The organism is Streptomyces rhizosphaerihabitans (assembly GCF_025399795.1).
Classification (GTDB): domain Bacteria; phylum Actinomycetota; class Actinomycetes; order Streptomycetales; family Streptomycetaceae; genus Streptomyces; species Streptomyces rhizosphaerihabitans.
In genome coordinates, this window is the sequence record NZ_JAODTZ010000010.1 from 134,251 (window position 1) to 158,777 (window position 24,527).

The 24,527-nt window shown below is 70.9% G+C and carries 23 protein-coding genes; 7 read left to right on the forward strand and 16 right to left on the reverse strand.

The window, feature by feature from the left end; all coding sequences use genetic code 11:
• The first annotated feature begins 1 nt into the window (after window position 1).
• Complete coding sequence (locus N4G66_RS12985) at window positions 2-727, forward strand: ABC transporter permease (RefSeq protein ID WP_261704206.1); 726 nt, start codon at window positions 2-4, stop codon at window positions 725-727.
• 58 nt (window positions 728-785) lie between these two features.
• On the forward strand, window positions 786-1,229 hold the full coding sequence (locus N4G66_RS12990) for a hypothetical protein (protein WP_261704207.1): 444 nt from the start codon (window positions 786-788) through the stop codon (window positions 1,227-1,229).
• 1 nt (window position 1,230) lies between these two features.
• Here the strand turns inward: N4G66_RS12990 and mug are convergent, their stop codons facing one another.
• The 4 genes from mug to N4G66_RS13010 all read right to left on the reverse strand — a co-directional run bounded on the left by mug (window position 1,231) and on the right by N4G66_RS13010 (window position 4,565).
• On the reverse strand, window positions 1,231-1,731 hold the full coding sequence (gene mug / locus N4G66_RS12995; protein ID WP_261704208.1) for a G/U mismatch-specific DNA glycosylase: 501 nt from the start codon (window positions 1,729-1,731) through the stop codon (window positions 1,231-1,233).
• Window positions 1,732-1,775: 44 nt separating this feature from the next.
• Window positions 1,776-3,218, reverse strand: a complete 1,443-nt coding sequence (purB, locus tag N4G66_RS13000; RefSeq protein WP_261704209.1) for an adenylosuccinate lyase — start codon at window positions 3,216-3,218, stop codon at window positions 1,776-1,778.
• Window positions 3,219-3,506: 288 nt separating this feature from the next.
• Window positions 3,507-3,962 carry a hypothetical protein gene (locus N4G66_RS13005; protein WP_261704210.1) on the reverse strand — a complete coding sequence of 152 codons (456 nt, stop codon included), beginning with the start codon at window positions 3,960-3,962 and terminating at the stop codon, window positions 3,507-3,509.
• A 126-nt stretch (window positions 3,963-4,088) separates the two neighbouring features.
• The gene (locus tag N4G66_RS13010; protein WP_261704211.1) at window positions 4,089-4,565 is read right to left on the reverse strand and encodes a transcriptional regulator; all 477 of its coding nucleotides are present in this window, start codon (window positions 4,563-4,565) and stop codon (window positions 4,089-4,091) included.
• A 417-nt stretch (window positions 4,566-4,982) separates the two neighbouring features.
• On the opposite strand from N4G66_RS13010, the gene N4G66_RS13015 reads away from it, so the two are divergent.
• On the forward strand, window positions 4,983-5,564 hold the full coding sequence (locus N4G66_RS13015) for an RNA polymerase sigma factor (protein ID WP_261704212.1): 582 nt from the start codon (window positions 4,983-4,985) through the stop codon (window positions 5,562-5,564).
• On the forward strand, window positions 5,561-6,793 hold the full coding sequence (locus N4G66_RS13020; RefSeq protein ID WP_261704213.1) for a BN159_2729 family protein: 1,233 nt from the start codon (window positions 5,561-5,563) through the stop codon (window positions 6,791-6,793). The genes N4G66_RS13015 and N4G66_RS13020 overlap by 4 nt, the downstream gene beginning before the upstream one ends.
• A gap of 756 nt (window positions 6,794-7,549) precedes the next feature.
• Here N4G66_RS13020 and N4G66_RS13025 read toward each other — a convergent pair.
• The 7 genes from N4G66_RS13025 to N4G66_RS13055 form a co-directional block, all read right to left on the reverse strand.
• Entirely contained in the window at window positions 7,550-8,347 is a 798-nt protein-coding gene (locus tag N4G66_RS13025; RefSeq protein WP_261704214.1) for an SGNH/GDSL hydrolase family protein, read from the reverse strand.
• 145 nt (window positions 8,348-8,492) lie between these two features.
• A complete protein-coding gene (locus tag N4G66_RS13030) occupies window positions 8,493-9,506 on the reverse strand; it encodes a hemolysin family protein (RefSeq protein ID WP_261704215.1) in 1,014 nt (337 codons plus the stop codon).
• Window positions 9,503-10,828, reverse strand: a complete 1,326-nt coding sequence (locus N4G66_RS13035) for a hemolysin family protein (RefSeq protein ID WP_261704216.1) — start codon at window positions 10,826-10,828, stop codon at window positions 9,503-9,505. Before N4G66_RS13035 ends, N4G66_RS13030 begins: the two co-directional genes overlap by 4 nt.
• Window positions 10,829-11,265: 437 nt before the next feature.
• Window positions 11,266-11,691 (reverse strand): GNAT family N-acetyltransferase, encoded by a 426-nt coding sequence (locus N4G66_RS13040; protein ID WP_261704217.1) that lies wholly within the window; start codon window positions 11,689-11,691, stop codon window positions 11,266-11,268.
• 57 nt (window positions 11,692-11,748) lie between these two features.
• Complete coding sequence (locus tag N4G66_RS13045) at window positions 11,749-12,666, reverse strand: TIGR03621 family F420-dependent LLM class oxidoreductase (protein ID WP_261704218.1); 918 nt, start codon at window positions 12,664-12,666, stop codon at window positions 11,749-11,751.
• 87 nt (window positions 12,667-12,753) lie between these two features.
• Window positions 12,754-15,321 carry an ABC transporter permease gene (locus tag N4G66_RS13050; protein WP_261704219.1) on the reverse strand — a complete coding sequence of 856 codons (2,568 nt, stop codon included), beginning with the start codon at window positions 15,319-15,321 and terminating at the stop codon, window positions 12,754-12,756.
• A gap of 7 nt (window positions 15,322-15,328) precedes the next feature.
• Entirely contained in the window at window positions 15,329-16,321 is a 993-nt protein-coding gene (locus tag N4G66_RS13055; protein ID WP_261704220.1) for an ABC transporter ATP-binding protein, read from the reverse strand.
• Window positions 16,322-16,533: 212 nt separating this feature from the next.
• Here N4G66_RS13055 and N4G66_RS13060 point away from each other — a divergent pair, with 212 nt between their 5' ends.
• Entirely contained in the window at window positions 16,534-16,773 is a 240-nt protein-coding gene (locus tag N4G66_RS13060; RefSeq protein ID WP_028800409.1) for a toxin-antitoxin system antitoxin component, read from the forward strand.
• 4 nt (window positions 16,774-16,777) lie between these two features.
• A complete protein-coding gene (locus N4G66_RS13065; protein ID WP_028800408.1) occupies window positions 16,778-17,152 on the forward strand; it encodes a hypothetical protein in 375 nt (124 codons plus the stop codon).
• Between the two features lie 11 nt (window positions 17,153-17,163).
• Here N4G66_RS13065 and N4G66_RS13070 read toward each other — a convergent pair whose 3' ends face one another.
• Together N4G66_RS13070 and N4G66_RS13075 are read right to left on the reverse strand one after the other, a co-directional pair.
• Window positions 17,164-17,862, reverse strand: coding sequence for a class I SAM-dependent methyltransferase (locus tag N4G66_RS13070; protein ID WP_261704297.1), 699 nt, complete (start codon window positions 17,860-17,862; stop codon window positions 17,164-17,166).
• 79 nt (window positions 17,863-17,941) lie between these two features.
• On the reverse strand, window positions 17,942-18,628 hold the full coding sequence (locus N4G66_RS13075; RefSeq protein WP_261704221.1) for an esterase/lipase family protein: 687 nt from the start codon (window positions 18,626-18,628) through the stop codon (window positions 17,942-17,944).
• Between the two features lie 330 nt (window positions 18,629-18,958).
• On the opposite strand from N4G66_RS13075, the gene N4G66_RS13080 reads away from it, so the two are divergent.
• Window positions 18,959-21,157, forward strand: a complete 2,199-nt coding sequence (locus tag N4G66_RS13080) for a LuxR family transcriptional regulator (protein WP_261704222.1) — start codon at window positions 18,959-18,961, stop codon at window positions 21,155-21,157.
• 96 nt (window positions 21,158-21,253) lie between these two features.
• Here the strand turns inward: N4G66_RS13080 and bioD are convergent, their stop codons facing one another.
• From bioD to bioB, 3 genes are read right to left on the reverse strand one after another with little or no spacing between them, the layout of a single operon-like run.
• On the reverse strand, window positions 21,254-21,970 hold the full coding sequence (gene bioD, locus N4G66_RS13085) for a dethiobiotin synthase (protein WP_261704223.1): 717 nt from the start codon (window positions 21,968-21,970) through the stop codon (window positions 21,254-21,256).
• 1 nt (window position 21,971) lies between these two features.
• The gene (locus N4G66_RS13090; RefSeq protein WP_261704224.1) at window positions 21,972-23,252 is read right to left on the reverse strand and encodes an adenosylmethionine--8-amino-7-oxononanoate transaminase; all 1,281 of its coding nucleotides are present in this window, start codon (window positions 23,250-23,252) and stop codon (window positions 21,972-21,974) included.
• The gene (gene bioB / locus N4G66_RS13095; RefSeq protein WP_261704225.1) at window positions 23,245-24,492 is read right to left on the reverse strand and encodes a biotin synthase BioB; all 1,248 of its coding nucleotides are present in this window, start codon (window positions 24,490-24,492) and stop codon (window positions 23,245-23,247) included. The genes N4G66_RS13090 and bioB overlap by 8 nt, the downstream gene beginning before the upstream one ends.
• Window positions 24,493-24,527: the final 35 nt, after the last annotated feature.

The following is a 24,527-nucleotide window of genomic DNA, read 5'->3' on the forward strand; positions in this document are numbered from 1 at the left end:
CGTGTCCTTCGCACCCGCACTCCGCGCGGAATGGATCAAGATCCGAACCCTGCGCTCGCTCCTCTGGGGCCTGCTCGCCGTCCTCGCGGCCACGGTGGCGTTCTCGGCACTCGCCGGACTCGACAACTCCGACGACCCGGAGTTCGACCCGCTCTTCTCGACCTTCTTCGGTGTCAGTTTCGGCCAGATCGCCGCCATCACCTTCGGGGCGCAGGCCGTCTCGGCCGAATACCAGGGCGGCGCCCTGCGTGTCTCGCTGTCGGCGGTTCCCGACCGGGGGCGCTGGTTCCTGGCGAAGACGGTGGCGATCGGAGGACCGGCCCTGATCGTCGGCCTGGTCACGGGAGTGGCCGGTCTGGTCGTGGGGACGTCCGTGCTCGGTTCCAGGGCGAACGGGCTGACCTGGGCGGAGGAACTCCGGGGAGTGGTCGGCTGCGCGATCTACCTGGCCCTGATGGCCCTGTTCGCGGCGGGCCTGGCAGCCGTCCTGCGCAGCGGGGTCGCCACGCTGAGCATCCTGATCCCCTTCCTCCTGATCGTGTCCTTCGTCGTCGGGGGAGCATCGGGGACCGTGGCGGACTTCCTGCCGGACAAGGCGGGGCAGACGGTCCTGCACGAGACGTCGGGCGGTGCCCTCGGCCCCTGGAGCGGGCTCGCGGTGACCGCGCTGTGGACCGCCGCGGCGCTGGGCGCGGGCGCGTGGTGCGTCCGGCGCCGGGACGCGTGACCGCACGGGCCTCCTGACGCCTCACCAATTGTCAGTGGCGGCCGCTTTACTGGACGTCATGACCATCGCGCAGCATCTCGCCGTGATCGACCGGCTGTGCTCCGAGGACTTCCCCTCGGAGCACAGCCGGTCGGATGTCGGCTCGGGTGGACCCGGTTACCACATAGCCGAGTTAGCGACGAGCGAGGACTTCTGGGAAGCCGACGGCGCGGCACGCGAGGAGACGGAGGAGCAGTACGAGGCCGACCGGGACGGTCTCTCGGGGCTGCTCACCCGCCGCTGGGGGCACCCGGACGTCCTCAGCCTGTCGAGCGTTCTCGACCGGGTGATGGACGGCGAGGACATACCCGAGCCCTGGGGCGTCCTGAGTTCGCACGTTCCCGATGTGCACCTCTGGAAGCCGGCCGGGCACGACCGCTGGCTCGCCCTCGGCATCTCGCAGTGGGACCGCGAACTGCCGTTCCAACTGCTCGCGGTGATCACGGCGACAGACCCACCCTGATTCAGTGAGCCTGCGCCGCCACCCGCAGGCGGCCGAACTCCTCGGCCATCGTCGCCGCGGTCCAATGCGCGTTGAGCCCACTCGGGTTGGGCAGAACCCACACCCGGCTCGACCCGATCGTCCGCTCCTGCGGACCGATGCGGGCCCGGCGGTCGTCGAAGGCCGCACGGTAGGCGGTCACCCCCACCACCGCCAGCCACCTCGGGCGCAGTCGCTCGACCTTCTCGCCGAGCAGCCGCCCGCCTTCGCGGTACTCCTCGGCACTCAGCTCGTCGGCGCGGGCCGTCGCCCGCGCCACCACGTTCGTGATGCCGAGTCCGTACGAGAGCAACTCGTCCTGCTCGGAGGGCTTCATGAGCCGCGGAGTGAACCCGGAGAGATGAAGCACCGGCCAGAACCGGTTGCCGGGCCGGGCGAAGTGATGGCCGGTGGCCGCCGTCATCAGGCCCGGATTGATGCCGCAGAAAAGGACCGAGAGGCCGTCCGCGACGACATCCGGCACGAGCCGGTCGCGGGCGGCCTCCAGGTCCGCTCGGGTGAGCCGTGTCAGAGGATCGCCCCGGGCGTGTAGGCGGCGGCCTCCGGGTGCTGCTTCACGATCTCCTCGACACGCCCGACGACGACGGCAACCTGGTCGGCAGCGGCGCCCGTGAAGGACAGCTTGTCGGCCATCAGCTCGTCGAGCTGCGCGCGGTCCAGCGGGATCCGCTCGTCCGCGGCGAGCTTGTCGAGCAGCTCGTTGCGTTCGGCACCCTGCTCGCGCATGGCGAGGGCGGAGGCGACAGCATTCTCCTTGATCGCCTCGTGGGCGACCTCACGGCCGACACCCGCGCGCACCGCGCCCATCAGGACCTTGGTCGTCGCGAGGAACGGCAGGTAGCGGTCCAGCTCGCGGGCGACGACGGCCGGGAAGGCGCCGAACTCGTCGAGGACGGTCAGGAAGGTCTCCAGCAGACCGTCCAGCGCGAAGAACGCGTCCGGCAGTGCGACCCGGCGGACGACCGAGCACGACACGTCGCCCTCGTTCCACTGGTCGCCGGCCAGCTCGCCCGTCATCGACGCGTAGCCGCGCAGGATGACCATCAGGCCGTTGACGCGCTCGCAGGAGCGGGTGTTCATCTTGTGCGGCATCGCGGAGGAGCCGACCTGGCCGGGCTTGAAGCCCTCGGTGACCAGCTCGTGCCCGGCCATCAGCCGGATGGTCTTCGCCGTCGAGGACGGCGCGGCCGCCAGCTGTACCAGCGCGGTCACGACGTCGTAGTCCAGGGAGCGCGGGTAGACCTGGCCCACGGAGGTGAAGGCCTGCGAGAAGCCGAGGTGCCCGGCGATCCGCTGCTCCAGGTCGGCGAGTTTGGCCGCGTCCCCGCCCAGCAGGTCGAGCATGTCCTGTGCCGTGCCGACCGGGCCCTTGATACCGCGCAGCGGGTAGCGCTCGAGCAGTTCCTCGAGGCGGCCGTACGCGACGAGCAGCTCGTCGGCGGCGGTCGCGAAGCGCTTGCCCAGGGTGGTGGCCTGTGCGGCCACGTTGTGCGAGCGGCCGGCCATGACCAGCTCGGCGTACTCGCCGGCGAGCTTGCCCAGCCGGGCGAGGACCGCCACCGTACGGTCGCGCATCAGTTCCAGGGAGAGCCGGATCTGCAGCTGCTCGACGTTCTCGGTGAGGTCGCGGGACGTCATGCCCTTGTGCACGTGCTCGTGCCCGGCGAGGTCGTTGAACTCCTCGATCCGTGCCTTCACATCGTGCCGGGTGACCTTCTCGCGCTCGGCGATGGAGGCGAGGTCGACCTGGTCGAGGACGCGCTCGTAATCGGCGATGGCGGCGTCCGGAACCTCGATCCCGAGGTCCTTCTGGGCGCGCAGGACGGCGAGCCAGAGCTGACGCTCCAGTTTCACCTTCTGCTCGGGGGACCAGAGCGTGGCGAGCTCGGCGGAGGCGTAGCGTCCGGCGAGAACGTTGGGGATACGGGGCTTTGCAGGCGCGGCAGTCACGTGTATGGAGCATACCGGCTGTCCGGCGCGGGTCCTGTTACGTCCGCCGCGTCCTGAATGCGCAGGTCGGGGCGGAGCGGCACCCCCCGGCGGACCGGGGTGTGCGTGAGAGGTGCGGGGACGGGACCCAGGTGCCGCGTTTCAGCGGACACCACAGACCGCGTCGTCGCTCCTGCCGTTCGCCGGTGGGCCCGGCGAAAAGACGCTCAACTTCCTTTGAGTAGAAGGGAGTTGTTCATCGTATGTAGTGCAGAGATGTTTTGGTGGACCGTTTTCGCAGGATCGTTGTCACGACCCCGAGCGCGGTGGGCGGCTTCCGTAGCCCGCCTGCGCGTGGGGATCGTGGTGGGACTGCTCGCTGCCGACTACAGCGCGCAGACCCCCGTACGTCTTCGAAGTGAACCGGTCGTGGGCGAGGGTGAGCTCCGCCGTGATCAGTTGGTTGCGCTCATCGTTGACTTCCTCGATCTCCTGCATGAGCTGGGAGTTCTTGGCGCGCAGTGCCGTGTTCGCATTCCGCGCCTCGTCGAGGGCTCTGGCATGGCTGCCGAGTCTGATGGCCGTGATGGTGGCCCTGCGGGCCATGGCTTTCTCTCTCTGGGACAGTTCCAGCTCGCGCTTGTGCATGTCCAGCTCGAGACGTCTGCGATGCTCCGCCAGGACGCTGAGATCATGCCGTGTACGGGCGTCGACCTGGTTGATCGTGTGGCGGAGCAGGGCCGCAAGGACCCCGGCCGCTCCCACGGTTAACAGGCCGACCCCGACTGCCGCAAACTCCCATGTATGGTGCCAGACGCCCTCGCCCACGAATGTCCAGCCGGCTGTGCAGCTGGCGGCGGACGCGAATGCCAGTCTGTACGCCACGTTTCGTTACCCCCTTGCAGTGGCCCCCCGGTTTTCGTCGGCGTCGAGATCCTTCTGGAGCTCGATAGCTTGGACGATGTTCCCGCTGAGCATTGTGCGGATTCTGAGATCAGTGATTCCCCATGCGTCCATGGCCTCCTCCGGGGTGAGTGTGACTGAGGCTACCCTCCGTGCCGCAGGCTGAGGCCCGTGTTCCGGCGGAAGCATCCCGCTGTTGACCAACATCTCTCGCTGGTCGAGGCCAAGTACTGACGCCCATGTGTTCAGTTGCGAGGGGAGGGGGAGGGTCTTCCCTTCCAGTGTTCTGCTGATCGTCGTCAGGCTCACTCCAATCGAGATGGCCAGCTGAGCCCGGCCACCGGCTCGTGGGCGGACGTCGTACCCGGCCGCTGTCGCGGCATTCGTCAGGTACTCGCCAACCCTCCTTGCGAGAGCTTGTCGCTCACCGCGGGACTCGTGGGGGGACTCTTCCATGCTCCGCATGCCCGGAGAGTAGCGCGCATGTATGCAACTTGCACGCGACTTGCATGCGTGCATCTTCGCAGGTCAACAGGCGTATGGGTGTCGTGGCAGGCCAAGGGGGACGGCTCGCACTCCAGTTCCCAACAAAAACTCTCGTCGTCATACCGGCGAAGCAACTTGCGTACGTGTACGCAAGTTGCATATGTTGCATGACTGTGAGTTAGTCGCACGTATGCAAGTCCCTTTGAGGGGACCCTATTTGCACCGCCTCGACATCAGCTCGACCAGGCTCCGGAGCTGCGAGGCATCTGCGGGGGACGCCTCGAAACCTTCGGACACGACGCCCCGGTCACCCGGCGCCCGAGGCCGGCCGTGGCCGGAGCGGACCGTCGCAGCACCTGCCCGCCACAGTTCATCCACTCATGAACGGAGTAGGCCTTGATCGCCGAGGCTAACGCCGCCACACCGCGGTTCGACACTAGAGAACCGGCCCTTATCGCCCGTGCACTCGCGGGTGACCGGGACGCGTTCGGGGAGCTCTACGCTCTGCACCACCCCGCGGTGCTGGCTTACGTACAGCGCCGTGTACGCAATCGGCAGGTCGCCGAGGACATCACCGGCGAAACCTTTCTCAACGCCTGGATGAAACGCGGCACGTTCACCTACCGCGGCATCGGCTTCGTCGGGTGGCTGATCACCATCGCCCGGAACAAGGTCATCGACCATTGCAAGAGTGCGCAGCGTCGCGAGTTCGTCGTCGAGGACATGCTCGGCTTCGACGAAGACCTCACCGTGAGCACCGAGGACACCGTACTGATCAATCTGGACGAGGAGTTGCTGCTCCAGGCTCTGGAGCAGCTGCGACCGCCGCAACGCGAAGTCCTCACGCGCCGGTTCCTCATGGAGCTCTCGGTGCTGGAGACGGCGCGTCAGATGGAGCGGTCCGAAGGCGCGGTGAAGACGCTTCAGTTCAGGGCGCTGGCCAAGCTGCGCAGTGAGTACCTGGGGGTGGCGGCATGACCACGGTGCCCGGGATCCGCACGGCCGTCGAGGCGGACCTCGCCGAGCAACTCGGCACGTTCGCGCGGGAGTTCGTCGCCGAACTGGAGGCGCAGGGGCGCCTGGTGGAAGTGGGCGGGGCCGGGGTTCTCGAACGGCTGCGGGCACAGGCCGAGGCCTGGCAGAACTTTCCGGAGGCCTACCACGCGGCCGTCGACACGATCGTCGAGGACTGCGGCTACCCGAGCGAGGTCGCGATGAGGATCGCCACCGCGCTGAACCGCAAGGGGCTGATCCCGGGCGGCGAGGACTCCGAGCCGCGGCACGATCGCGCGCCCGTGTCCGGGCCGAACCGCAAGGGGCCCGCCCCCGGTGGCGAGGAATTCGAACCCCGGCACGATCGCGCGCCCGTGTCCGGGCCGAACCGCAAGGGGCCCGCCCCCGGTGGCGAGGGCCCCGAACCCCGGCCCGATCATGCTCCCGCGTCGGCGCCGAACCGCGCGGGGCCGGCTCTCGACGGCGAGGACTCCGAACCGCGGCACGACCGTGCTTCCGAGTCCTCGCTGCTCGTTCCGGCCGCACGCGGGGCGATCGTGCTGCACCTCGCCGACCGGGGCGGCGGACGGTCCATGGCGGAGTACGGGCCGGCGTCGGTGCCCAAGCGCATCGACGGGCAGGTTCCGCGGGTGCGGCCGGCCGCCGCGCGGACGCGCGCCGTCGGATGGGGCAGCGCCTCCGCCCGCGCGGTCTCCGTCGCCGCAGGCCTGCAGTCGGACCACCTCGCGCGCCTGGAAGCCATGCAGATCTCGGCGGACGGCGAGCGGGTCACGGTGGCCATCAAGGCCACCTGCCTGGCCGACTGGGAGTACTGGCTCGACGCCATCGGGGCTCCTCGCAATGTCCGGACCAGGACGGCCGGGCACGCCCAGGTGGCCGCGGGAACCCTGGACGGAGTCGCTGTCCACCTGACCGCGCACGGTGTCCCCGAACTCCTCCAGGAAGCGAGCGACGCGGCCGCCGATCCCTTCTACCTCTGGGGACGGATCTACGACCTCGGGATGGGGCAGATCGACCGGACCGACCGCATCTGGCTGTCCCTCGGCCGGCGGCAGGACGAGCGCGGGATGCCCCTGCTGATCCTGCGCGGCACGGACGGTCCCCCCTATCCGCTGGCTTCGATCGTCATGGCGCACGGCCCGCTGACGGCCACCCCCCTCCCCTCCGACGGAATGGCCGGAGACAGTGCGTGACCGCCGGCGGGGGCCGCCGCTTCCGCTGGCTGTTTCTCATCCGTGGCGACCCTCGCCTCTGCACGAGGCGAACCAGGGCCCCGCGTCCACGGATGTTCCCGGGCCGTGTACTGCACCTGGCGCAGAGCAAACCTGATCAGTAGTAGGCGCGGTCGCTCGACGTGGCTGGTTTCCCACCCTCCCGACAGGTCGCCGCAACGGTGCCGATGGGGCACATCGGCCCTGATCCGTCCACCGATGGCGTGTCGGTGCCAAAAGGTACGCACACGCCTTTGCCCCGGCCACGCCCACAGACAGGCGCCAGGAAGTTCGTTGGGCGGTGCTCAGGGGCGTACTTCTCAGGCCCACGCATGAGTGCTTTGATGTTGATTCCAGCTGGGTTTCCCGGCTGGCCTGTTACTTGCCATCCCCTCCAGGGTGGCGGGACGGCTCCTCTCCATGCTCCGCAAAGCTGGGGGGGCCGTCGGCTGGGCCCGGCGTACGCGCCGGGCCCGGCCGTAGTTCCGGGGCGCGTGAGTGAGCGCATCAACGGCACTCCCGCGCTGTCGAGCGCCCCCCGTGCGCCCTGTGGCGGCCGAGGGGCGAACCGGTAGCGTCCTCCTTCATGCGGAGCATGGGCCGCCGTGTCACTCGAGAGAGGGGCACGGCGGAAGCCGCCCCTTCTGCACTCCCTTCAGCTCCCGCGGGCACCGCGCGTGCTCCACCGCGCACGGACGTGGTCCGCGGCTCCCGGAGTCGCCTCGGTGAAGCACGGACTCAGCCGCCGTGGCCGTCTGCGACCGGACCCTCGTAGGGAAGCAGCTCCGGCCGTTTCGCCGGACGCCCGTCGCCGGACGAGCGGCCTGTCAGACGTCGACCGATCCACGGCAGCAGATGCTGCTGGGCGAAGCGGGCGTCGGCGCCGCGGCGGGCGACCCAGTCGGGCGGCGGCGTGGGCGCCATCGGGGTGCGCCACTCAGGGTCCTCGGCCTCGTACCCGAGGGTCTGCCATACGGCCTCGGCGACCCGGCGGTGCCCCTCGGCGGACAGGTGCAGCCGGTCGACGTCCCACACCCGCGGGTCGGCGAGCGAGGGCGCCCCGTAGAGGTCGACCACCAACGCGTCGTGCCGCTCGGCGAGATCGTCGACGACGGCGAAGAGCTCCTCCATGCGGGGCCGGAAGCGTTCGAGGACCGGACCGTTGCGGCCGGGGCTGCGCATCAGGACGAGCCGCTCGCAGGCGGGGGCGAGCCGTTCCACGGCCTCCTCCAGGAGACCGCGGACACGTCCCATGTCGACCTTGGGCCGCAGGGTGTCGTTGAGGCCGCCCACCAACGTGATCACGTCGGGCCGCATGGCGGCGGCCACGTCCACCTGCTCGGCGACGATCTGTCCGATCAGCTTGCCGCGCACGGCGAGGTTGGCGTAGCGGAAACCGGAGGTCCGGGCCGCCATCCGGCCCGCGAGGAGGTCGGCCCATCCTCGGTACGAGCCGTCGGGCAACAGGTCCGACATGCCCTCGGTGAAGGAGTCGCCGACCGCGACGAGGCTGGTGTAGGTGGCATTCATCTGCATGGCGGGAAAGATGGTAACCCGAACACATACTCAGCGGTCGGTCGGGCTGTCCCGCCGGTGCCGCCCGGACCCGGCCGGCAGGTGGGCTCGTGCGACTCCTGCGGCTCATACGACTCCTGCAGCTCGTACGACGCCCACGGTTTTCCTACGCCGGCTGCCCGAACAGCTCCCTCAGGACGTCCTCCATCGTCACCAGCCCCGTGAGCCGTCCGTCGCTGCCCATGACGGCCGCGAGATGTGTACGACTGCGGCGCATCGCCGTCAGGACGTCGTCCAGGGGAGTGCTCTCCCGGACGCGGGCGATGGGCCGCATGTCCTCCACGCGGAACGGCTCCTCGCGCGGGGTCGCGTCCAGCGCGTCCTTGACGTGCAGATAGCCGACGATGCGACGTCCCCCGTCGACGACCGGGAAGCGGGAGAAGCCCGACTCGGCCGACAGCCGCTCCAGCTCCTCCGGGGTGACGCCCACGTGCGCGTAGACGACGCGTTCCACCGGGAGCACGACATCGTGCACGGGACGGCGGCCCAGCTCCAGGACGTCGTGCAGGCGTTCCTGTGCGCGGTGGTCGATGAGCCCGGCGGCACTGGAATCCTGCACGAGTCGGGCCAGTTCGTCGTCGGAGAAGGTCGCCGCGACCTCGTCCTTCGTCTCGACCCGCAACAGCTTCAGCAGCCCGTTGGCGAAGGCGTTGACCGTGAAGATCACCGGGCGCAGCGCGCGGGAGAGCGCGACCAGCGGTGGTCCGAGCGTCAGCGCCGTCCGCACGGGTTCGGCGAGTGCCACGTTCTTCGGCACCATCTCGCCGAGCAGCATGTGCAGATACGTCGCCAGGGTGAGCGCGATGACGAAGGAGACCGCGTGGCCCGCACCGGAGGGGACGCCCAGCGCGTGGAACACCGGCTCCAGCAGGTGCGCGATCGCGGGCTCGGCCACGATGCCGAGCACCAGCGTGCACAGCGTGATGCCCAGCTGCGCGGTCGCGAGGAGCGCCGAGACGTGTTCGAGGCCCCAGAGAACACTCTTCGCCCGCCGGTCGCCGCGCTCGGCGTGCGGTTCGATCTGGCTGCGGCGCACCGAGATCAGCCCGAACTCGGCGCCCACGAAGAAGCCGTTCACGACGAGCGTCGCGAGCCCGATCAGCAGTTGTACGGCGGTCATCGCGCGCCCTCCTCGGCGTCGAGCGGTGCGTGCAGCAGCACGCGGGCGGCCCGCCGCCCCGAGGCGTCCACCACGTCGAGCCGCCACCCGGCGGCCTCGACGGTGTCCCCTTCGGCGGGGATGCGGCCGAGCTCGGCCGCGACGAAACCGGCCAGCGTCTCGTACGGCCCCTCGGGCACCCGCAGCCCGACCCGGGCGAGCTGGTCGGTACGGGCGGACCCGTCGGCCGAGTACAGCGCCCGGCCCTCGTCGTCCGTGCCCACCGGGGCGAGATCGGGCGTCTCGTGCGGGTCGTGCTCGTCGCGTACCTCGCCGACGACCTCCTCGACGATGTCCTCCAGGGTGGCGACCCCGGCCGTGCCCCCGTACTCGTCGATGACCACGGCCATCGTGCGCCTGTCGGCCAGCCGGTCCAGCAGCCGGTCGACGGTCAGCGACTCCGGTACGAGCAGCGGCTCGCGCATGATCTGCGAGACGGGCGTCTGCGTCCGGCTCGCGGCGTGCACGGTCAGCACGTCCTTGATGTGCGCGATGCCGACCACCTCGTCGAGGGTTTCCTGGTAGACGGGGAAGCGGGACAGGCCGGTCGCCCGGGTCGCGTTCGCCACGTCCTCGCAGGTGGCCTGGACGTCCAGTGCGATGACCTGGACGCGCGGTGTCATCACGTTCTCCGCGGTCAGGTCGGCGAGATTCAGCGTGCGCACGAACAGCTCGGCGGTGTCCGCCTCCAGCGCTCCCTCCTTCGCGGAGTGCCGGGCGAGCGCCACCAGCTCCTGGGGCCCGCGGGCGGAGGCGAGCTCCTCGGCGGGTTCGAGGCCGAAGCGGCGTACGACGTGGTTCGCCGTGTTGTTGAGATGGGCGATGAACGGGCGGAACGCGGCGCTGAACCAGCGCTGCGGCGTCGCCACCCGCTTGGCCACGGCCAGCGGTGAGGAGATCGCCCAGTTCTTGGGCACCAGCTCGCCGACGACCATCAGGAAGAGCGTCGAGAGCGCCGTACCGATGACCAGGGCCACCGAGTTCGACGCGGAGGGCGGCACGCCGATCGACTCCAGGGGGCCCGCGATGAGCTTGGCGATCGACGCCTCGGAGAGCATGCCGACGACCAGGTTCGTCACGGTGATGCCGAGCTGGGCGCCGGACAGCTGGAAGGTGAGGTTCCGTACGGCCTTGAGGGCGCCGGAGGCACCCCGCTCGCCGCGCTCCGCGGCACGCTCCAGTTCGCTGCGTTCGACCGTGGTCAGCGAGAACTCCGCCGCCACGAAGCCGCCGCAGGCCAGCGACAGCAGAACCGCCACCAGCAGCAGGAACACTTCGGTCATCGGGTCACCTCCGTCCCATGATCGGCCAGCGGCGGGGGGATCGCGCGATGTCCGCGGCCACCGTGCGGATCACGGCTGCGGGTACGGGGAGGCTCGCCCATGGGCGGACGCTCACACCTTTCGTAGAAGGAACGATTGCCCAACAAGGGTAAAGGAAAGGCAAAGGGGCTTCTCGGTGGCCCCTGCCGTCCACCGGCGCCCCGGAGTTCCGGCCAAGGGCTGTCCCGTGATCCCCGGCAGGCGCACGGAGACAGCCACGGCACTCCCCCAAGCTCTTCGAGCAGGGGGACCCCCACGCCGCGTCGTCGGATCGCCCGAATACGCCCGGTACGAGGACGACCCTCCGCCTTGCGACGCTCCCCCACAGTCCGAAAGACATGTGAGGGGCCCCAGCATCCGACGCCGCGCGCCGATCCACCGGGGAGTACGGGACGCCCTCAGTCGGTGAGCGGCTTCACCCAGCGCCGCCAGCGCTCCTCGGGCGCGTACCCGGTCGCGCGCCAGGCATGGTGGGCGGTCTCGTTCTCCTTCAATACCATGGCATCCCCGCGCCGCCCTCCGAGCCGTACGAAACGCTCCTCCGCGGCGGCGAGCAGTGCCGAGCCGATACCGAGGCGGCGTCGCCCGGGGTCGACCGCCAGCCGGTACAGATGGCAGCGCCAGCCGTCGAAGCCGGCGATCACCGTGCCGACCAGCTCCCCGGCCTGCTCCGCCAGCAGCAGCGCCTCGGGGTCGCGGGCGACCAATCGCTCCACGCCGTTTCGGTCGTCACTGATGCTCGTGCCCTCGGCGGCCACCTTCCAGAAGGCGAGCACGGCATCGAGGTCCTCGGGCAGCGCGGCCCGTATCCGCAAGTCATCCATGATCCGATCCCACCACGCGGGCCCGGCGCGGGAAGGGCATTTCCGCCATGCGGACGGTCACCGGCCGCGCAGTTCGCGGACCACGGGAGCGAAGGCCTCCAGGTTCGGCTCCAGCACCGTCAGATACGAGAATCCGTACCGCTCGCGCTGGGCCCGCACCTGTTCGACGATCTGCTCCACGGTGCCCACCAGCACGATGGGCAGCTCCAGGACCTGCCGCTCGCTCAGACTCGGGATCCGGGGCAGCCAAGGCCGGATCGCGGCACGGCGGTCGTCGGTGACGGCGACGATCTGGATCAGCAGGTTGAGCTCGGCGGGCTCCTCGCGCGCGGCGGCCGCCTTCCGGTAGAGCGCGACGCGGCCGTCGAGTTCGGCGGCCGTGACCGGCTCCAGAGCGCCGTTCTGCCGGGTGCGCGCGCCCGTGAACGCGGCGATGTCCGCGTGCTCCGCGGCGATACGCAGCATCCGGTCGCCGTTGGCCCCGATCAGCAGCGGCACCCGCGGCAGCCCGCCGGTTCCCGGACCGGGACTCTCACCGCCCGGCCGCGGCGCGACGCGGGCGAGTTCGTCCGAGCCGTGCAGCCGCTCCAACTCCTCGACCGTGCGCAGCAGATGGTCGACGCGCTCGCCCGGGGTGCCCCAGGGCAGGCCCGCCGTCTCGTGCTCCGCCGGTACGTACCCGGTGCCGAGGCCGAGTTCGAGGCGGCCGCCCGTCAGCGCGTCCGTGGTGGCCACCTCGCGGGCCAGCAGGGCGGGGTTCCAGAAGCCCGCGTTGAGCACGAACGTGCCGAGCCGGGGCCGCTCGGTCGCCCCGGCGGCGGCGACCAGCGAGGGGAACGGGGCGGGCATGCCCAGATGGTCCGCCACGGTGATCACGTCGTAGCCGAGCTCCTCGGCACGGCGGCACTTGGCAGCCCACTCGGCGGCGGGCGCCGCGTCGATCAGGCTGACGCCGAAACGGAACGGGCGCGACATGAACCATTCCTTCCCTGGGGGCTTGCCGGACCTGGGGAACCTGCCCCGGACCTGGGGAACCTGCTCCGGACCGGGGCGAGCCGGTGGTCACTCGTGCGCGATGGCCGCGAGCACATTCATGCGGGACGCGCGCAGAGCCGGAAGCAGCGCCGCGACGATACCGACGACGGCCGAGCCGATCACGACCGCGACGATCGTCGTCCAGGGGATCGCGAGCGCCTCCATGCCCTGCAGCGCGAGCACCTGCTGGACGCAGACACCCCAGATGATCCCCAGCGCCAGGCCGAGGACCGCGCCGAACACGGCGATCACCACGGACTCCAGACGGATCATCCGGCGCAGCTGGCGCCGGCCGAGACCGATGGCGCGCAGCAGGCCGATCTCGCGGGTGCGCTCCACGACCGACAGGGCGAGGGTGTTGACCACACCCAGCACCGCGATGACGATCGCGAGCCCGAGCAGCGCGTACACGAGGTAGAGCAGCACGGCGATCTGGTCGTGGACCAGCTTCTTGTAGTCGGCCTGGTCACGGACCTGTACCTGCGGATACGGTTCGAGGGTCTTCTCCAGAGGCGGGCGCAGCCGGTCCGGGGCGGTGCCCGGGGCCGCGTTCACGTACAGCGACGAGTCCTGCCCGCCGGGCACGTACTTCTCGATCGTGCCGAAACCGAAGAAGAGTCCGCCCTGCATGCCGAACCCGCCGCTGCCGGCCTGGTCGGTGAGCGCGCCCACCGTCAGTTCCGTCCTGCGGCCTGCGGGGAACTCGACGGGGATCGTGCTGCCGACCCGCACGTCGTGGTCCTCGGCGAACTTCGCGTCCATGGCGATGTGTCCGTCGCCGAGCGCGGCCGCGGTGTCGCCCTGCGCGTAGGTGATGTGGGCGACTTCGTCGAGCTGCGGATCGTAGGCCGAGGCGGTCGTCTCGACCCGCTTGCCGTCGGGCAGCCGGACCGCGACCGGGCTGAACCGCTGGCGGACGACGAGCCCGACACCCTCCGTGGCGCGCACCTTGTCGGTGACCTCGTGCGAGAACGGCACGAAGTTGGCGTTCTGGAGCACGAAGTCGGCGCCGAGGGTTTTGTCGATCTGCTGGTCGAAGGACTTGCTCATGGACGCACTGGCCACGGACATCCCGCCGACCAGGGCGAGCCCGACCATCAGCGCGGCCGCGGTGGCGCCCGTGCGCCGTGGATTGCGCAGCGCGTTGCGCTGGCTCATCCGGCCCACCGGGCCGAAGATCGCCGGGAACGCGCCCCCGAGGACGCGGATCACCGGCCGGACCAGCAGCGGCCCCGCGATCACCGTGGCGATCAGCGTCAGGACGACACCGAGGCCCAGCAGGGAGGCCGCGGTCGAGGTCTTCGTCGAGGCCGCGCATCCCGCGAGAGCCGCGGCCCCGGCCGCGCCGACGACTCCGCCCACCACGGCCCGTACCCGCAACGGCCGTCCCACGCCCGCGACTTCGGCGTCCGAGAGGGCCGCCATGGGGGAGACGGTCGCCGCGCGCCTGGCCGGGAGATAGGCCGCGACATAGGTGACGCCGACCCCGACGACGTACGCCGCCACGGGTGTCGGCCAACCGATCACCATCTCCGTGGACTTGAGGTTCATGCCGAACGCGGTCATCAGCTTGATCAGACCGACCGCCAGTCCGATCCCGGCCGCGAGGCCGAGAGTCGAACCGACCAGGCCGAGGAGCAGCGCCTCGGTGAGCACCGACCGGCGCACCTGACGGCGGTCGGCGCCGAGTGCCCGCAGCAGCCCGAGTTCCCGGGTGCGCTGGGCGATCAGCATCGAGAAGGTGTTGACGATGAGGAATATGCCGACGAGTACCGCGATCCCGGCGAAGCCGAGCATCACGTACTTGATGACGTCGAGGAACCCGCCGAGCTGGGCGGCGGCCGACTTCGCCTGCTCCTCGGCGGTCTTCACGTCGTAGGTCCTGGCGCCGAGTTCGGCGGAGACCCGCTGCTTGAGCACGGCGTCGTCGACGCCAGGCGCGGCGTCCACGGAGACGCTCGTGGCGACGTCGGAGGCGCCGAGCAGTTTGGACTGCGCGGTCGGGGTGTCGAGGAAGATCAGCGCGGCACCGGGGTTGGTGGTGGTGAAGGTGGCGATCCCGACGATCCGCACCTTGAACGAGCCGGGCTGCGCCTGCACCGTCAGGGTGTCACCGATGCCGAGGTGCTTCTTGTCGGCGGTGTCCGCGTCGAGCAGTGCCTCGCCGCTGCCGTGCGGCTCGTGCCCGGAGGTCAGCTTCACCGGACTGCGCTCGGTGATCTGCCAGTTGGTGACGATGGTGGGGGCGCCGGTCGTCGGTCCGACCGACTTGTTCGCGCTGTCGACGACCGGGGCGTTCTCCACCGACGCGTCGACATGGGTGGCGGCCACTCCGTCGACCTCGGCGAGCCTGTCGGCGAGCGAGGCCGGCACGGTCTCGGTGGCGCCGGTCGGCAGTTGTGACTTCAGGTCGTTCTTGGGCTCGACGGTCACATCGGCCGCGGTGGAGGCGAAGAGCCGGTCGAACGTGCGGGTCACCGTGTCCGAGAAGATGAGACTGCCCGCGACGAAGGCCACGGACAGCACGATGGCCAGTGCCGAGAGCAGCAGCCGGCCTTTGTGCGCGAGAAAGCTTCGCAGTGTCGCCTTGAGCACGACCGCCTCAGTCCTTGTCGGGGGTTACGTCACCGGAGCCGCTGTCGGGAGCGGTGCCGCCGGAGCTGCCGTGGGCCGTGTCGCCGGCGGCGGCGACCGGAGTGGTGCCATTCGCGCCGTCGGAGCGGGCCGTGTCACTTGAGTCGGCATCTGTACGGGCCGCGGCACCGAAGTCGCGGTCGGGCGTCGCTTCGCCGGGCTCGCCGCGCCCGCCGTCGAAGGTCACCCGGGTCGTGTCGAAACGCTTCATCCGCTCCAGCACGGCTTCGGCCGAGGGCCGCTCCATCTCGTCCACGATCCGCCCGTCCGCGAGGAAGAGCACCAGATCGGAGTGGGCGGCCGCGCCGGGGTCGTGGGTGACCATGACGACGGTCTGGCCCAGCTCGTCGACGGCCCCGCGCAGGAAGCCGAGGACTTCGAGACCGGCGCGGGAGTCGAGGTTGCCGGTCGGCTCGTCCGCGAAGATCAGCTCGGGCCGGGAGGCGAGCGCCCGTGCACAGGCGACGCGCTGTTGCTGTCCCCCGGAGAGCTGGGCGGGCCGGTGCTTCAGCCGGTCGCGCAGCCCGAGGGTGTCGATGACCTGGTCCAGCCACTTCTGGTCGGGCTTCTGGCCCGCGATGTCCATGGGCAGCGTGATGTTCTCCGCCGCGTTCAGCGTGGGGATCAGATTGAAGGACTGGAACATGAAGCCGATCCGGTCCCGTCGCAGCCGGGTCAGTTCGCGGTCCTTCAGTCCGGTGATCTCGGTGTCGCCCAGCCAGACCTGGCCGGCCGAGACGTTGTCGAGGCCCGCCAGGCAGTGCATGAGGGTGGACTTCCCGGAGCCCGAGGGGCCCATGACGGCGGTGAATCGGCCGCGCGCGATGTCCACGTCGACCGAGTCGAGGGCCAGCACCGTGGTCTCGCCGGAACCGTACGCCTTGGTCAGGCCGCGGGCGCGGGCGGCGATCCCGTCCCCCTCCGCGCGGCCGGGAACCTGCTCCGCAGCAGCTGTGGACAAGACCGCCTCCTCTGTGGTGGATGTCCGGACTCCTCGTCCAGCCCGAGCGTAGTGTGATCGGAGGCACACTCGGTATCCCCCCTAGGTCCCGGACGGTCTCCGCCCCAGGGTGTGCCCCTGATATCGATGTAAGGGGCAATCTCCACCGTGGTTCTCCACCTCCGGGCCAGGCCCCCTTGTCTGTGCTAGCGATATCGCGCTAGCTTCGAAGGATGGCGAAGACTCAGCTGAACGTCCGGGTGGACGAAGGCACGGCGCGGGCCGCCCGGGAGCGAGCCCTGGAACGGGGGATGAGCGTGAACCGCTACATCGAGGAGCTGGTCCGGCAGGACACCGGGGAGGTGGGCCACACCTTCGTGGAGGCCGCCGCCGATTTCATGAAGCAGTACGAGTCCGTGTTCGCCGAGGAATTCGGCGCGGACCGTGAAGGCACCCGCGAAGGTCGTCGTTGATCCCTTGAGCAGTCTCAGAGTCGATCTTGCCTGGCTCCTCATGATCGCCGAACAGAAAACGCCCGGAGATCCCCAGGTCACCGACTGGGGAGCCCTTGTCGCCGCCGTCAGCCGGCACGAGGCGGAGATCTTCGGCATTCCCGTCTACGACAGCCCGCACGCCCGCGCCGCCGCGCTCCTCCAGCTCCTGCTGCACGTCCCGGCGCTCGAACGCTCCAACGCGATGTTCGCCTCGGCCGTCGCGTACGCCTATCTCGTCGCCAGCGGACTGAAGGTCGTCACCTCACCCGAACAGGTGCGGGAGCTGGCCCGCCTGGTGAAGAGCGGCGAGGCCACCGTGCACGACATCGCGCACGAACTGCGCCGCTGGAGCCTGTGACGCAGCTCCCGTCACCGACCGGGCATGTCCTGGTCGAGCGGCCGACGGGCCGTGCCCAGGACGCAGTACGACGTGGGCAGGCGCGGTCCCTTGTCGGGCATCAACAGGCTTCGGTACGGGCCCAGTTCGAACCCCGCCTCACGCAGTGCGGCGATCGGGTCGCGGGCCACGTGACAGCCGCCGCACAGCCGTGGCCACACCGTGGCGTCCAATCCCCGCTGGACGGACGCCATCATTCGTCCGCCACCCCTGCCGTGCTCGAAGAACCGCACCGTGCCACCGGGGCGCAGCACCCGCCGTACCTCGGCGAGCGCCCTCGGCACGTCCCGCACGCTGCACAGCACCAGCGAGAGCACGGCGGCGTCGTACGCCTCACTCTTGACCGGCAGGGCCTCCGCGGCGCCCGGCGCCACATCGACGGGTACCTCGCAGCGCAGCGCCGCCTCCACCGCCAACTGCCGGAGCAGCCGCTCGGGTTCGATGGCGACGACCTCGGAGACGGTGCCCGGATAGTGGGCGAAGTTCAGGCCGTTGCCCGCGCCGATCTCGATGACCCGCCCGGACAGCCCGGTGAGCAGCCGTTCGCGTACCCGGCCCATCCCCATCCGGGTCTCGGCGCCGACGCTGAAACGGGCGTAGTAGCGGGCGAACACCGGATGGTGCACGGCCTCCGGAGAGACCTTGCCCGAGCCGGCAGACCGGAGCGGCATGAACGGCATGACGGACCTCCCGGGGGGACAGGGCTTACCGAGATTGTCCCCCCGGGACGTCCGCCGCACGCGCCGCGTGTCAGGCGATGAAGTTGCGCACCTGTGTGTAGACGCCGTAATCGTTGTTCATGTCGGTGTGCGAGATGCAGCCGACACCGACATTCGTGGCACCGGACAGCAGCGCTGTGCTGTCCGGATTCAGCGCCTCGTCGCAGTTCGACCAGTAGGTGGCGTACGTCACGCTGCCCGGTGTCTCGTCACCGGAGTTCAGAGACGTCAGGAACGAGCTGCCGGTGTACATCTCGGTGCATGACGTATACAGCCAGGTGCACCACGAGGCGACACTCGTCCCGTGGTTCACCCCGGCGACGGAGACGAAGTCGTCGACGTACGCCGTTCCGCCGAGGTTCTTGAGGTAGTACCGAGAGTTCATCGCACCCATGGAGTGGACGACCAGGTCGACCTTCGAGGCGCCCGTCTGCGCGAGCACGCTCTTGACCTCGGTGGCCAGTTGCTGCGCCGTGGTCACGTTCGACTGTTTCCAGTCGTACGACCACGCGAACAGCTCGGAGGAGGAGTATCCGTCCGCCTTGAAGTCGGTGATCCACTCGTCCCAGCTGCTCGCCGAACTGCTGAGCCCGTGCACGAAGAGCACGGGATTGTGGGTGGCCGCCTGAGCGGGTGCCGCGGAGAGGGAGAGCGACAGAAGAAGCGTCGCGGCCACGGCTGAGACACATGTGACGGCGCGGCGCAGGACAGGCTGCATGGTGCCTCCTGAAAGGGGTGGGGGTGGCAGGAGTGTCAGCCCGGGTCTACGCGCGCCGCATCAGTGAAATCGCCGGTCTTTACTTGCCAGTTAACCCGCCGGTAACGTCATGCGTGTGGTGACTTCGGTGAACCCCCCGCCTCTCCCGCACACTTCGCCACCGCAGCCCCCGCACCTGTGGCGGCGACTCGACCCCGTACAGCGAGAACACCAGACGGCTCCACCCGAACACGGCTGCCGGCAGGCCGAGTCGGACCCCCCCCACGGTCCGAACCCGGCCTCGGCGCCTCATGGTCGGAACGAGACCTCGGTCCCTCGCTGTCCGAGGGCGTGCGCGTACGCGTTCTGCGGGCCGCGCACGGCGACCGGCGCGTGGCCCGGGAACTCGCCTCGGTGCTGACCGAGCGTCAGCTGGCCGGTCTGGAGCCGCTTCCGGTGCAGCCTCCCGTCCTGCTGCGGGTGTACCGCCAGGAAATCCGGGGCCTGCCGGACAGCACCCGTTTTCTCCTGCTCCTGGCGGCGGCCGACCAGTACCCCGTCGACACGCACGCCTTTCTGCGTGCCGTGACGGCGGCCCGGCTGGACACCCGGCCCATCGACGCCGCCGAAGCGGCCGGACTCGCCCACGCCACCGCCGGTGGGGTCGTCTTCCGTGACCCGTGGACGCGGATCGCGGCCTACGAGACCGCGTCCACGACGGAGCACCGCGCGGTCCATCGGCTGCTCGCCCGGGTGCTGCGCGGCGAGGGCGAGTCACCGAGGCGCTCCTGGCACCGGGGCGCCGCGGCGCTCGGCCCCAGCAGACGGCTCGCCGCGGAACTGACGGCGGCCGCGAGCACGGCGCGCCGGGTGGGCGAACACACCCTGGCCTGCACCCTCGCCGAACGCGCCGCGGCGCTCGCGCCTGAACCGGGCGAGCGCACCCGACTGCTCGCCCGAGCAGCCGCCGACGCCTGGCGCTCCGGCGACGGCGACCGGGCCAGCCGTCTGGTCGTGTCCACCGACGACGACGGACTGAGCGGTCTGCTCGCGCTCCGCGCGGGGAACGCGACCGACGCCTTCGACGCCCTGCTGACCGCCGCGGTGCTGCACACGGGCCGCGCGGACGCGTCGGCCGGCGTGCAGGCGTACCTCCCGGGCGCCACGGAGTCCGGCGCCCGCGCACGGTCCCACGGCGCCGCGGATCCCGGTGGTCCAGCGCTCCCGGGGAGCCCGGGTGTGCCCACCCACCGTGACACCGCCGCGCATTTCCTCGCCCGCGCCACCGAAGCCGCCATCTACACCGGCGACCTGCGCCGCTGTCGTGAGGCGGCCGCCGTGGCCGACCGGCTGGGCATCGCGCCGCCCGGCACACTCGGCGGGCTCGCCGCCGCCGTCGAGGGCCGCTACGACGACGCGCGGGACGCGCTCAAGGCGGCCGCGGGCCGCTGCGGTCCCGGCGGCGACCCCACCGCACTGATCCACTCCGCCATCGCGGCGCTGCTGCTCGGCGACCACACCGGTGCGGCCACCGCGGCCGTCCGCGCCGCCGCCGCGGCCCGCTCCTGGGGTGAGACCGTTGCCGTGCCCCAGGCGATGGAATTCCGCGCCTACGCCGAGTTCTGGACCGGACGGCCCCGCGCCGCCGAGGCCGCCACCCTCGACGCACTGCGCCAGGCGTACGCCACCGGTCAGGACAACGCCGCCTGTCATCTCCAGGCGGCCCTCGCGATGTTCGCCGCCCTCACCGGCGACGAGGACATGTGCCGGCAGCGTGCCGGGGCCGCCCGCCGCTACGCCCTGGAGCGCGGACTCGGCCTGCCCGCCGCGCTGGCCCTGTTCGCGCTCGCCCTCCTCGACCTCGGCGCCGGCCGCTTCGCCGCCGCGGCTGCCCGGCTGCGCGCCCTGGCCGGGTTCGGCCCCGGCCACGGACACCGGGCCGTCCGGCACCTGGCGACCCCGCTGTACGTCGAGGCGGCCGCCCGCACCGGCGAAACCCGGGTGGCCAGGGCGGCCCACGCCGACTACGACCACTGGGCGCGGACCGTACGCAGCCCCGACGAACTCGCGCTCAGCGCCCGCGGCCGTGCTCTCCTCGCGGGCGGTGCCGAGGCCGTCGATCACTACCGCACCGCCCTCGACCTGCACGCCTCGAGCACCCGGGACTTCGAACGCGCCCGCACGGAACTGCTGTTCGGCGGAGCGCTGCGGCGGCTGCGGCAGCGTACGCAGGCGCGGGACCGGCTGCACAGCGCCCTTGAGGCGTTCGAGCACTTCGGGTCGCCGCAGTGGGCCGCCCAGGCTCGGGCCGAACTCCGCGTCCTCGGCGAGTCCGCGGTACCGGCGCGGGGTGCCGAGGATCTCGCGGCCCGGCTCACCGCACAGCAGTTGATGGTGGCCCGCATGGCCGCCGAAGGCGCGACGAACCGGGAGATCGCCGCTCGGCTCGCGCTGAGTCCGAGGACCATCGACCACCATCTGCGCGGCGTGTTCACGCGGTTGGGGATCCGGTCACGGATCGAGCTGGTGCGGTTGCTCGGTGACGGGTGACGGGTGACGGGTGACGGGTGACGAGTGGTGGGTGAGTGGTGGGTGAGTGGTGGGTGATGGGTGGTGAGTGACAAGTGGTGGGTGAGGGGGGCGACGTCAGGCCGTGTGTGCCGCGGCGAAGACCCCGGCGTTCCAGCGTCCGCCCAGCCGGTGGTCCAGCCAACTCGGCGCCCCCGCACGGAAGTCGGCGGGCGAGTGCGACCCCGCGCCCGCCGGTACCGCGCCCAGCAGGGGCGCACCGGACACCGCCGGAAGATCCGCGAGATTGCACCGCATCGCCAGATCGGGGGAGTCGGGCCAGCTGCCGATCACCACGCCCGCGAAGTCCAGCTCCCGGCGCCGTAGTTCACGAGCCGTCAGCTCCGTCGTGTTGAGCGTGCCCAGTCCCGCCGAAGCGACGACCAGCACGGGCGCGTCGAGCAGCCGGGCCGTGTCCGCCAGCGTCCCGTCCTCGTCGTCGAACCGGACGAGCAGGCCGCCCGCGCCCTCGACCAGCACCAGATCGTGCTCGGTGGCCAGCTTGGCCGCCGCCTCGGCCGCCGACTGCGGAGACACGGCCGCAAGGCCGGCCCGCCGGGCAGCCGTCGCAGGCGCCAACGGCTCCGGGTAACGGCCCAGTTCGAGCGTCGTGACGGCACCCGCGAGCCGGGCCACCTCGTCGGCGTCGCCGCGCTCGTGCGGACGTACACCCGTCTGCGCGGGTTTCAGGACGGCCACGGACCGCCCGGCCGCGAGAGCCGTGGCGGCGACAGCGGCCGTGACGACCGTCTTGCCGACCTCCGTGCCCGTCCCCGTGATCACCAGTACCGCCATCTCAGCCCTCCCGCGCCGCCGCGCAGACCGCTCGCGCGATCCGTGCCAGATCCGTGTCGCCCGTGACGTACGGCGGCATCGTGTAGACGAGGTCGCGGAACGGCCGCAGCCACACGCCCTCGCGCACCGCGGCCGCCGTCGCCGCCTTCATGTCCACCTCGTGGTCGAGCTGGACGACCCCGATCGCGCCGAGCACGCGTACCTCCCGGACACCCGGAAGGGCGGCGGCCTCCGCGAGACCGTCCCGCAGACCCGTCTCGATCCGCTTCACCTCGGTCCGCCAGTCCTGGCCCAGCAACAGGTCGATCGAGGCGCACGCCACCGCGGCGGCGAGCGGGTTGCCCATGAAGGTCGGGCCGTGCGCGAGCACCGGGACCTCGCCGCGCGAGATGCCATCGGCCACCCGCGAGGTGCACAGCGTCGCCGCCATCGTCAGATAGCCGCCGGTCAGCGCCTTGCCGACACACATCACGTCCGGGGTGACACCCGCGTGGTCCGCCGCGAACAGTTCACCCGTACGGCCGAAGCCTGTCGCGATCTCGTCGAAGACCAGCAGCACGTCGTGCGCGTCGCAGGCCTCGCGCAGCACCCGCAGATACGCGGGGGAGTGGAAACGCATCCCGCCCGCGCCCTGGACCACCGGCTCCACGATGACGGCGGCGAGCTCGTCCGCGTGGAGCCCGATCAGCTCACGCAGATGGTCGGCGTACGACTCCTCGTACCCGGCCGGCGGCGCGTCGGCGAACACCTGGCGTTGGAGCACGCCCTGCCACAGCTCGTGCATCCCGCCCTCGGGGTCGCACACCGACATGGGCTGCCAGGTGTCCCCGTGATAGCCGCCCCGCCAGGTCAGCAGCCGCTGCTTGCCCGGACGGCCGAGCGAGCGCCAGTGCTGGAGGCACATCTTGACGGCGACCTCGACCGAGACCGAGCCGGAGTCGGCGAGGAAGACGTGCTCCAGACCCTCCGGCGAGATGTCCACGAGCCGCTTCGCCAGCTGGACGGCGGGCTCGTGGGTGAGCCCGCCGAACATCACGTGGCTCATGCGGTCGAGCTGGCCGCGTGCCGCGTCGTTCAGGACCGGGTGGTTGTAGCCGTGGATCGCCGACCACCAGGACGACATCCCGTCGACCAGTTCGCCCGTGCCGTCGGCCAGCCGCAGCCGGACCCCGCTCGCCGACTCCACGACCAGCGGATCCTGGCGGCCGGGCATCGGCCCGTACGGATGCCAGACATGCCGCCGGTCGAGGTCGAGCAGTTCCCGCACGGACAGGTCAGGCATTGGGCGCGAGATCCGTTCCGGCGCCGCGACGACGCACGGAGACGAGGTCCGTACGGGCGTCGGCGGGCGCCTCGGACACAGCCGCGGGCACCTCGGCCGGAGCCGTGGAGGCCGAGCCGCACACCCCGCCGCCCTCCTGGGACCCGCAGCCGGCCTCGGCGTGCGATCCGCACCCGCCGCCGCCGTGCGAGCCGCACCCGGCCTCGGCATGCGATCCGCAGCCGCCGCCCGACGGCGCGCGGTGCTCCGGCAGCGTCACTTCGCCCGCGTTCTCCACCTCGAAGCCGGCGTCCGCGATCATCTCCAGGTCGGCCTTGCCCGCCTGGCCCTCACTGGTGAGGTAGTCACCGAGGAAGATCGAGTTGGCGAGGTGCAGGGCGAGCGGCTGGAGGGTGCGCAGATGCACCTCGCGGCCACCGGCGATCCGGACCTCGACGTCCGGGCAGACGAACCGGACCATGGCGAGAATGCGCAGACAGCGCTGCGGGGTGAGGTTCCACTCCTTGGCGAGCGGGGTGCCCTCGAACGGGATCAGGAAGTTCACCGGAACGGAGTCGGGGTCGAGCTCGCGCAGCGCGTACACGACGTCGACGAGGTCCTCGTCCGACTCGCCCATGCCCGCGATCAGACCCGAGCAGGCGGACAGCCCCGCCGCGTGCGCCTTCTGGACGGTGTCCACCCGGTCGGCGTACGTGTGGGTGGTCGTGATCTCCCCGTACGTCCCCTCGGACGTGTTCAGGTTGTGGTTGTAGGCGTCCGCGCCCGCCTCGCGCAGCCGCTCGGCCTGGCCGTCGGAGAGCAGGCCGAGGCAGGCGCACACCTCGACGTTCTCGTTCTGGTCCTTGATCGCCTTGATGGTGTCGGAGACCCGGTCCACGTCACGGTCCGTCGGGCCGCGCCCGCTGGCCACCAGGCAGACCCGCTTGGCGCCCCCGGCCAGTCCGGCCGCCGCGGCCCGGGAGGCCTCGTCGGGCTTGAGCCAGCTGTACTTGAGAATCCCGGCCGTGGAGCCGAGGCGCTGCGAGCAGTACGAGCAGTCCTCCGGGCACAGGCCCGACTTCAGGTTGACGAGATAGTTCAGTTTCACCCGGCGGCCGAACCAGTGGCGGCGTACCTTTCCGGCCGCGGCCACCACGTCGAGCACGTCGTCGTCGGAGGTGGCCAGGACGGCCAGCGCCTCGCCGCGGGTCGGCAACTCGCGCCGAAGCCCCTTGTCCACCAGTGTGTTCAGCAGGTCCATGAGGTCCGATCCTGACCTATGCGACCGCTCTCGGC

Coding starts and splice junctions, on each gene's coding strand:
- bioD (WP_261704223.1), bottom strand. CDS start 21,970: ATGGCGGTACTGGTGATCACGGGGACGGGCACGGAGGTCGGCAAGACG.
- N4G66_RS13020 (WP_261704213.1), top strand. CDS start 5,561: ATGACCACGGTGCCCGGGATCCGCACGGCCGTCGAGGCGGACCTCGCC.
- N4G66_RS13025 (WP_261704214.1), bottom strand. CDS start 8,347: ATGCAGATGAATGCCACCTACACCAGCCTCGTCGCGGTCGGCGACTCC.
- N4G66_RS12990 (WP_261704207.1), top strand. CDS start 786: ATGACCATCGCGCAGCATCTCGCCGTGATCGACCGGCTGTGCTCCGAG.
- N4G66_RS13090 (WP_261704224.1), bottom strand. CDS start 23,252: ATGCCTGACCTGTCCGTGCGGGAACTGCTCGACCTCGACCGGCGGCAT.
- N4G66_RS13045 (WP_261704218.1), bottom strand. CDS start 12,666: ATGTCGCGCCCGTTCCGTTTCGGCGTCAGCCTGATCGACGCGGCGCCC.
- N4G66_RS13030 (WP_261704215.1), bottom strand. CDS start 9,506: ATGACCGCCGTACAACTGCTGATCGGGCTCGCGACGCTCGTCGTGAAC.
- bioB (WP_261704225.1), bottom strand. CDS start 24,492: ATGGACCTGCTGAACACACTGGTGGACAAGGGGCTTCGGCGCGAGTTG.
- N4G66_RS13070 (WP_261704297.1), bottom strand. CDS start 17,862: ATGCCGCTCCGGTCTGCCGGCTCGGGCAAGGTCTCTCCGGAGGCCGTG.
- N4G66_RS13060 (WP_028800409.1), top strand. CDS start 16,534: ATGGCGAAGACTCAGCTGAACGTCCGGGTGGACGAAGGCACGGCGCGG.
- N4G66_RS13010 (WP_261704211.1), bottom strand. CDS start 4,565: ATGCGGAGCATGGAAGAGTCCCCCCACGAGTCCCGCGGTGAGCGACAA.
- N4G66_RS13040 (WP_261704217.1), bottom strand. CDS start 11,691: ATGGATGACTTGCGGATACGGGCCGCGCTGCCCGAGGACCTCGATGCC.
- N4G66_RS13075 (WP_261704221.1), bottom strand. CDS start 18,628: ATGCAGCCTGTCCTGCGCCGCGCCGTCACATGTGTCTCAGCCGTGGCC.
- N4G66_RS13035 (WP_261704216.1), bottom strand. CDS start 10,828: ATGACCGAAGTGTTCCTGCTGCTGGTGGCGGTTCTGCTGTCGCTGGCC.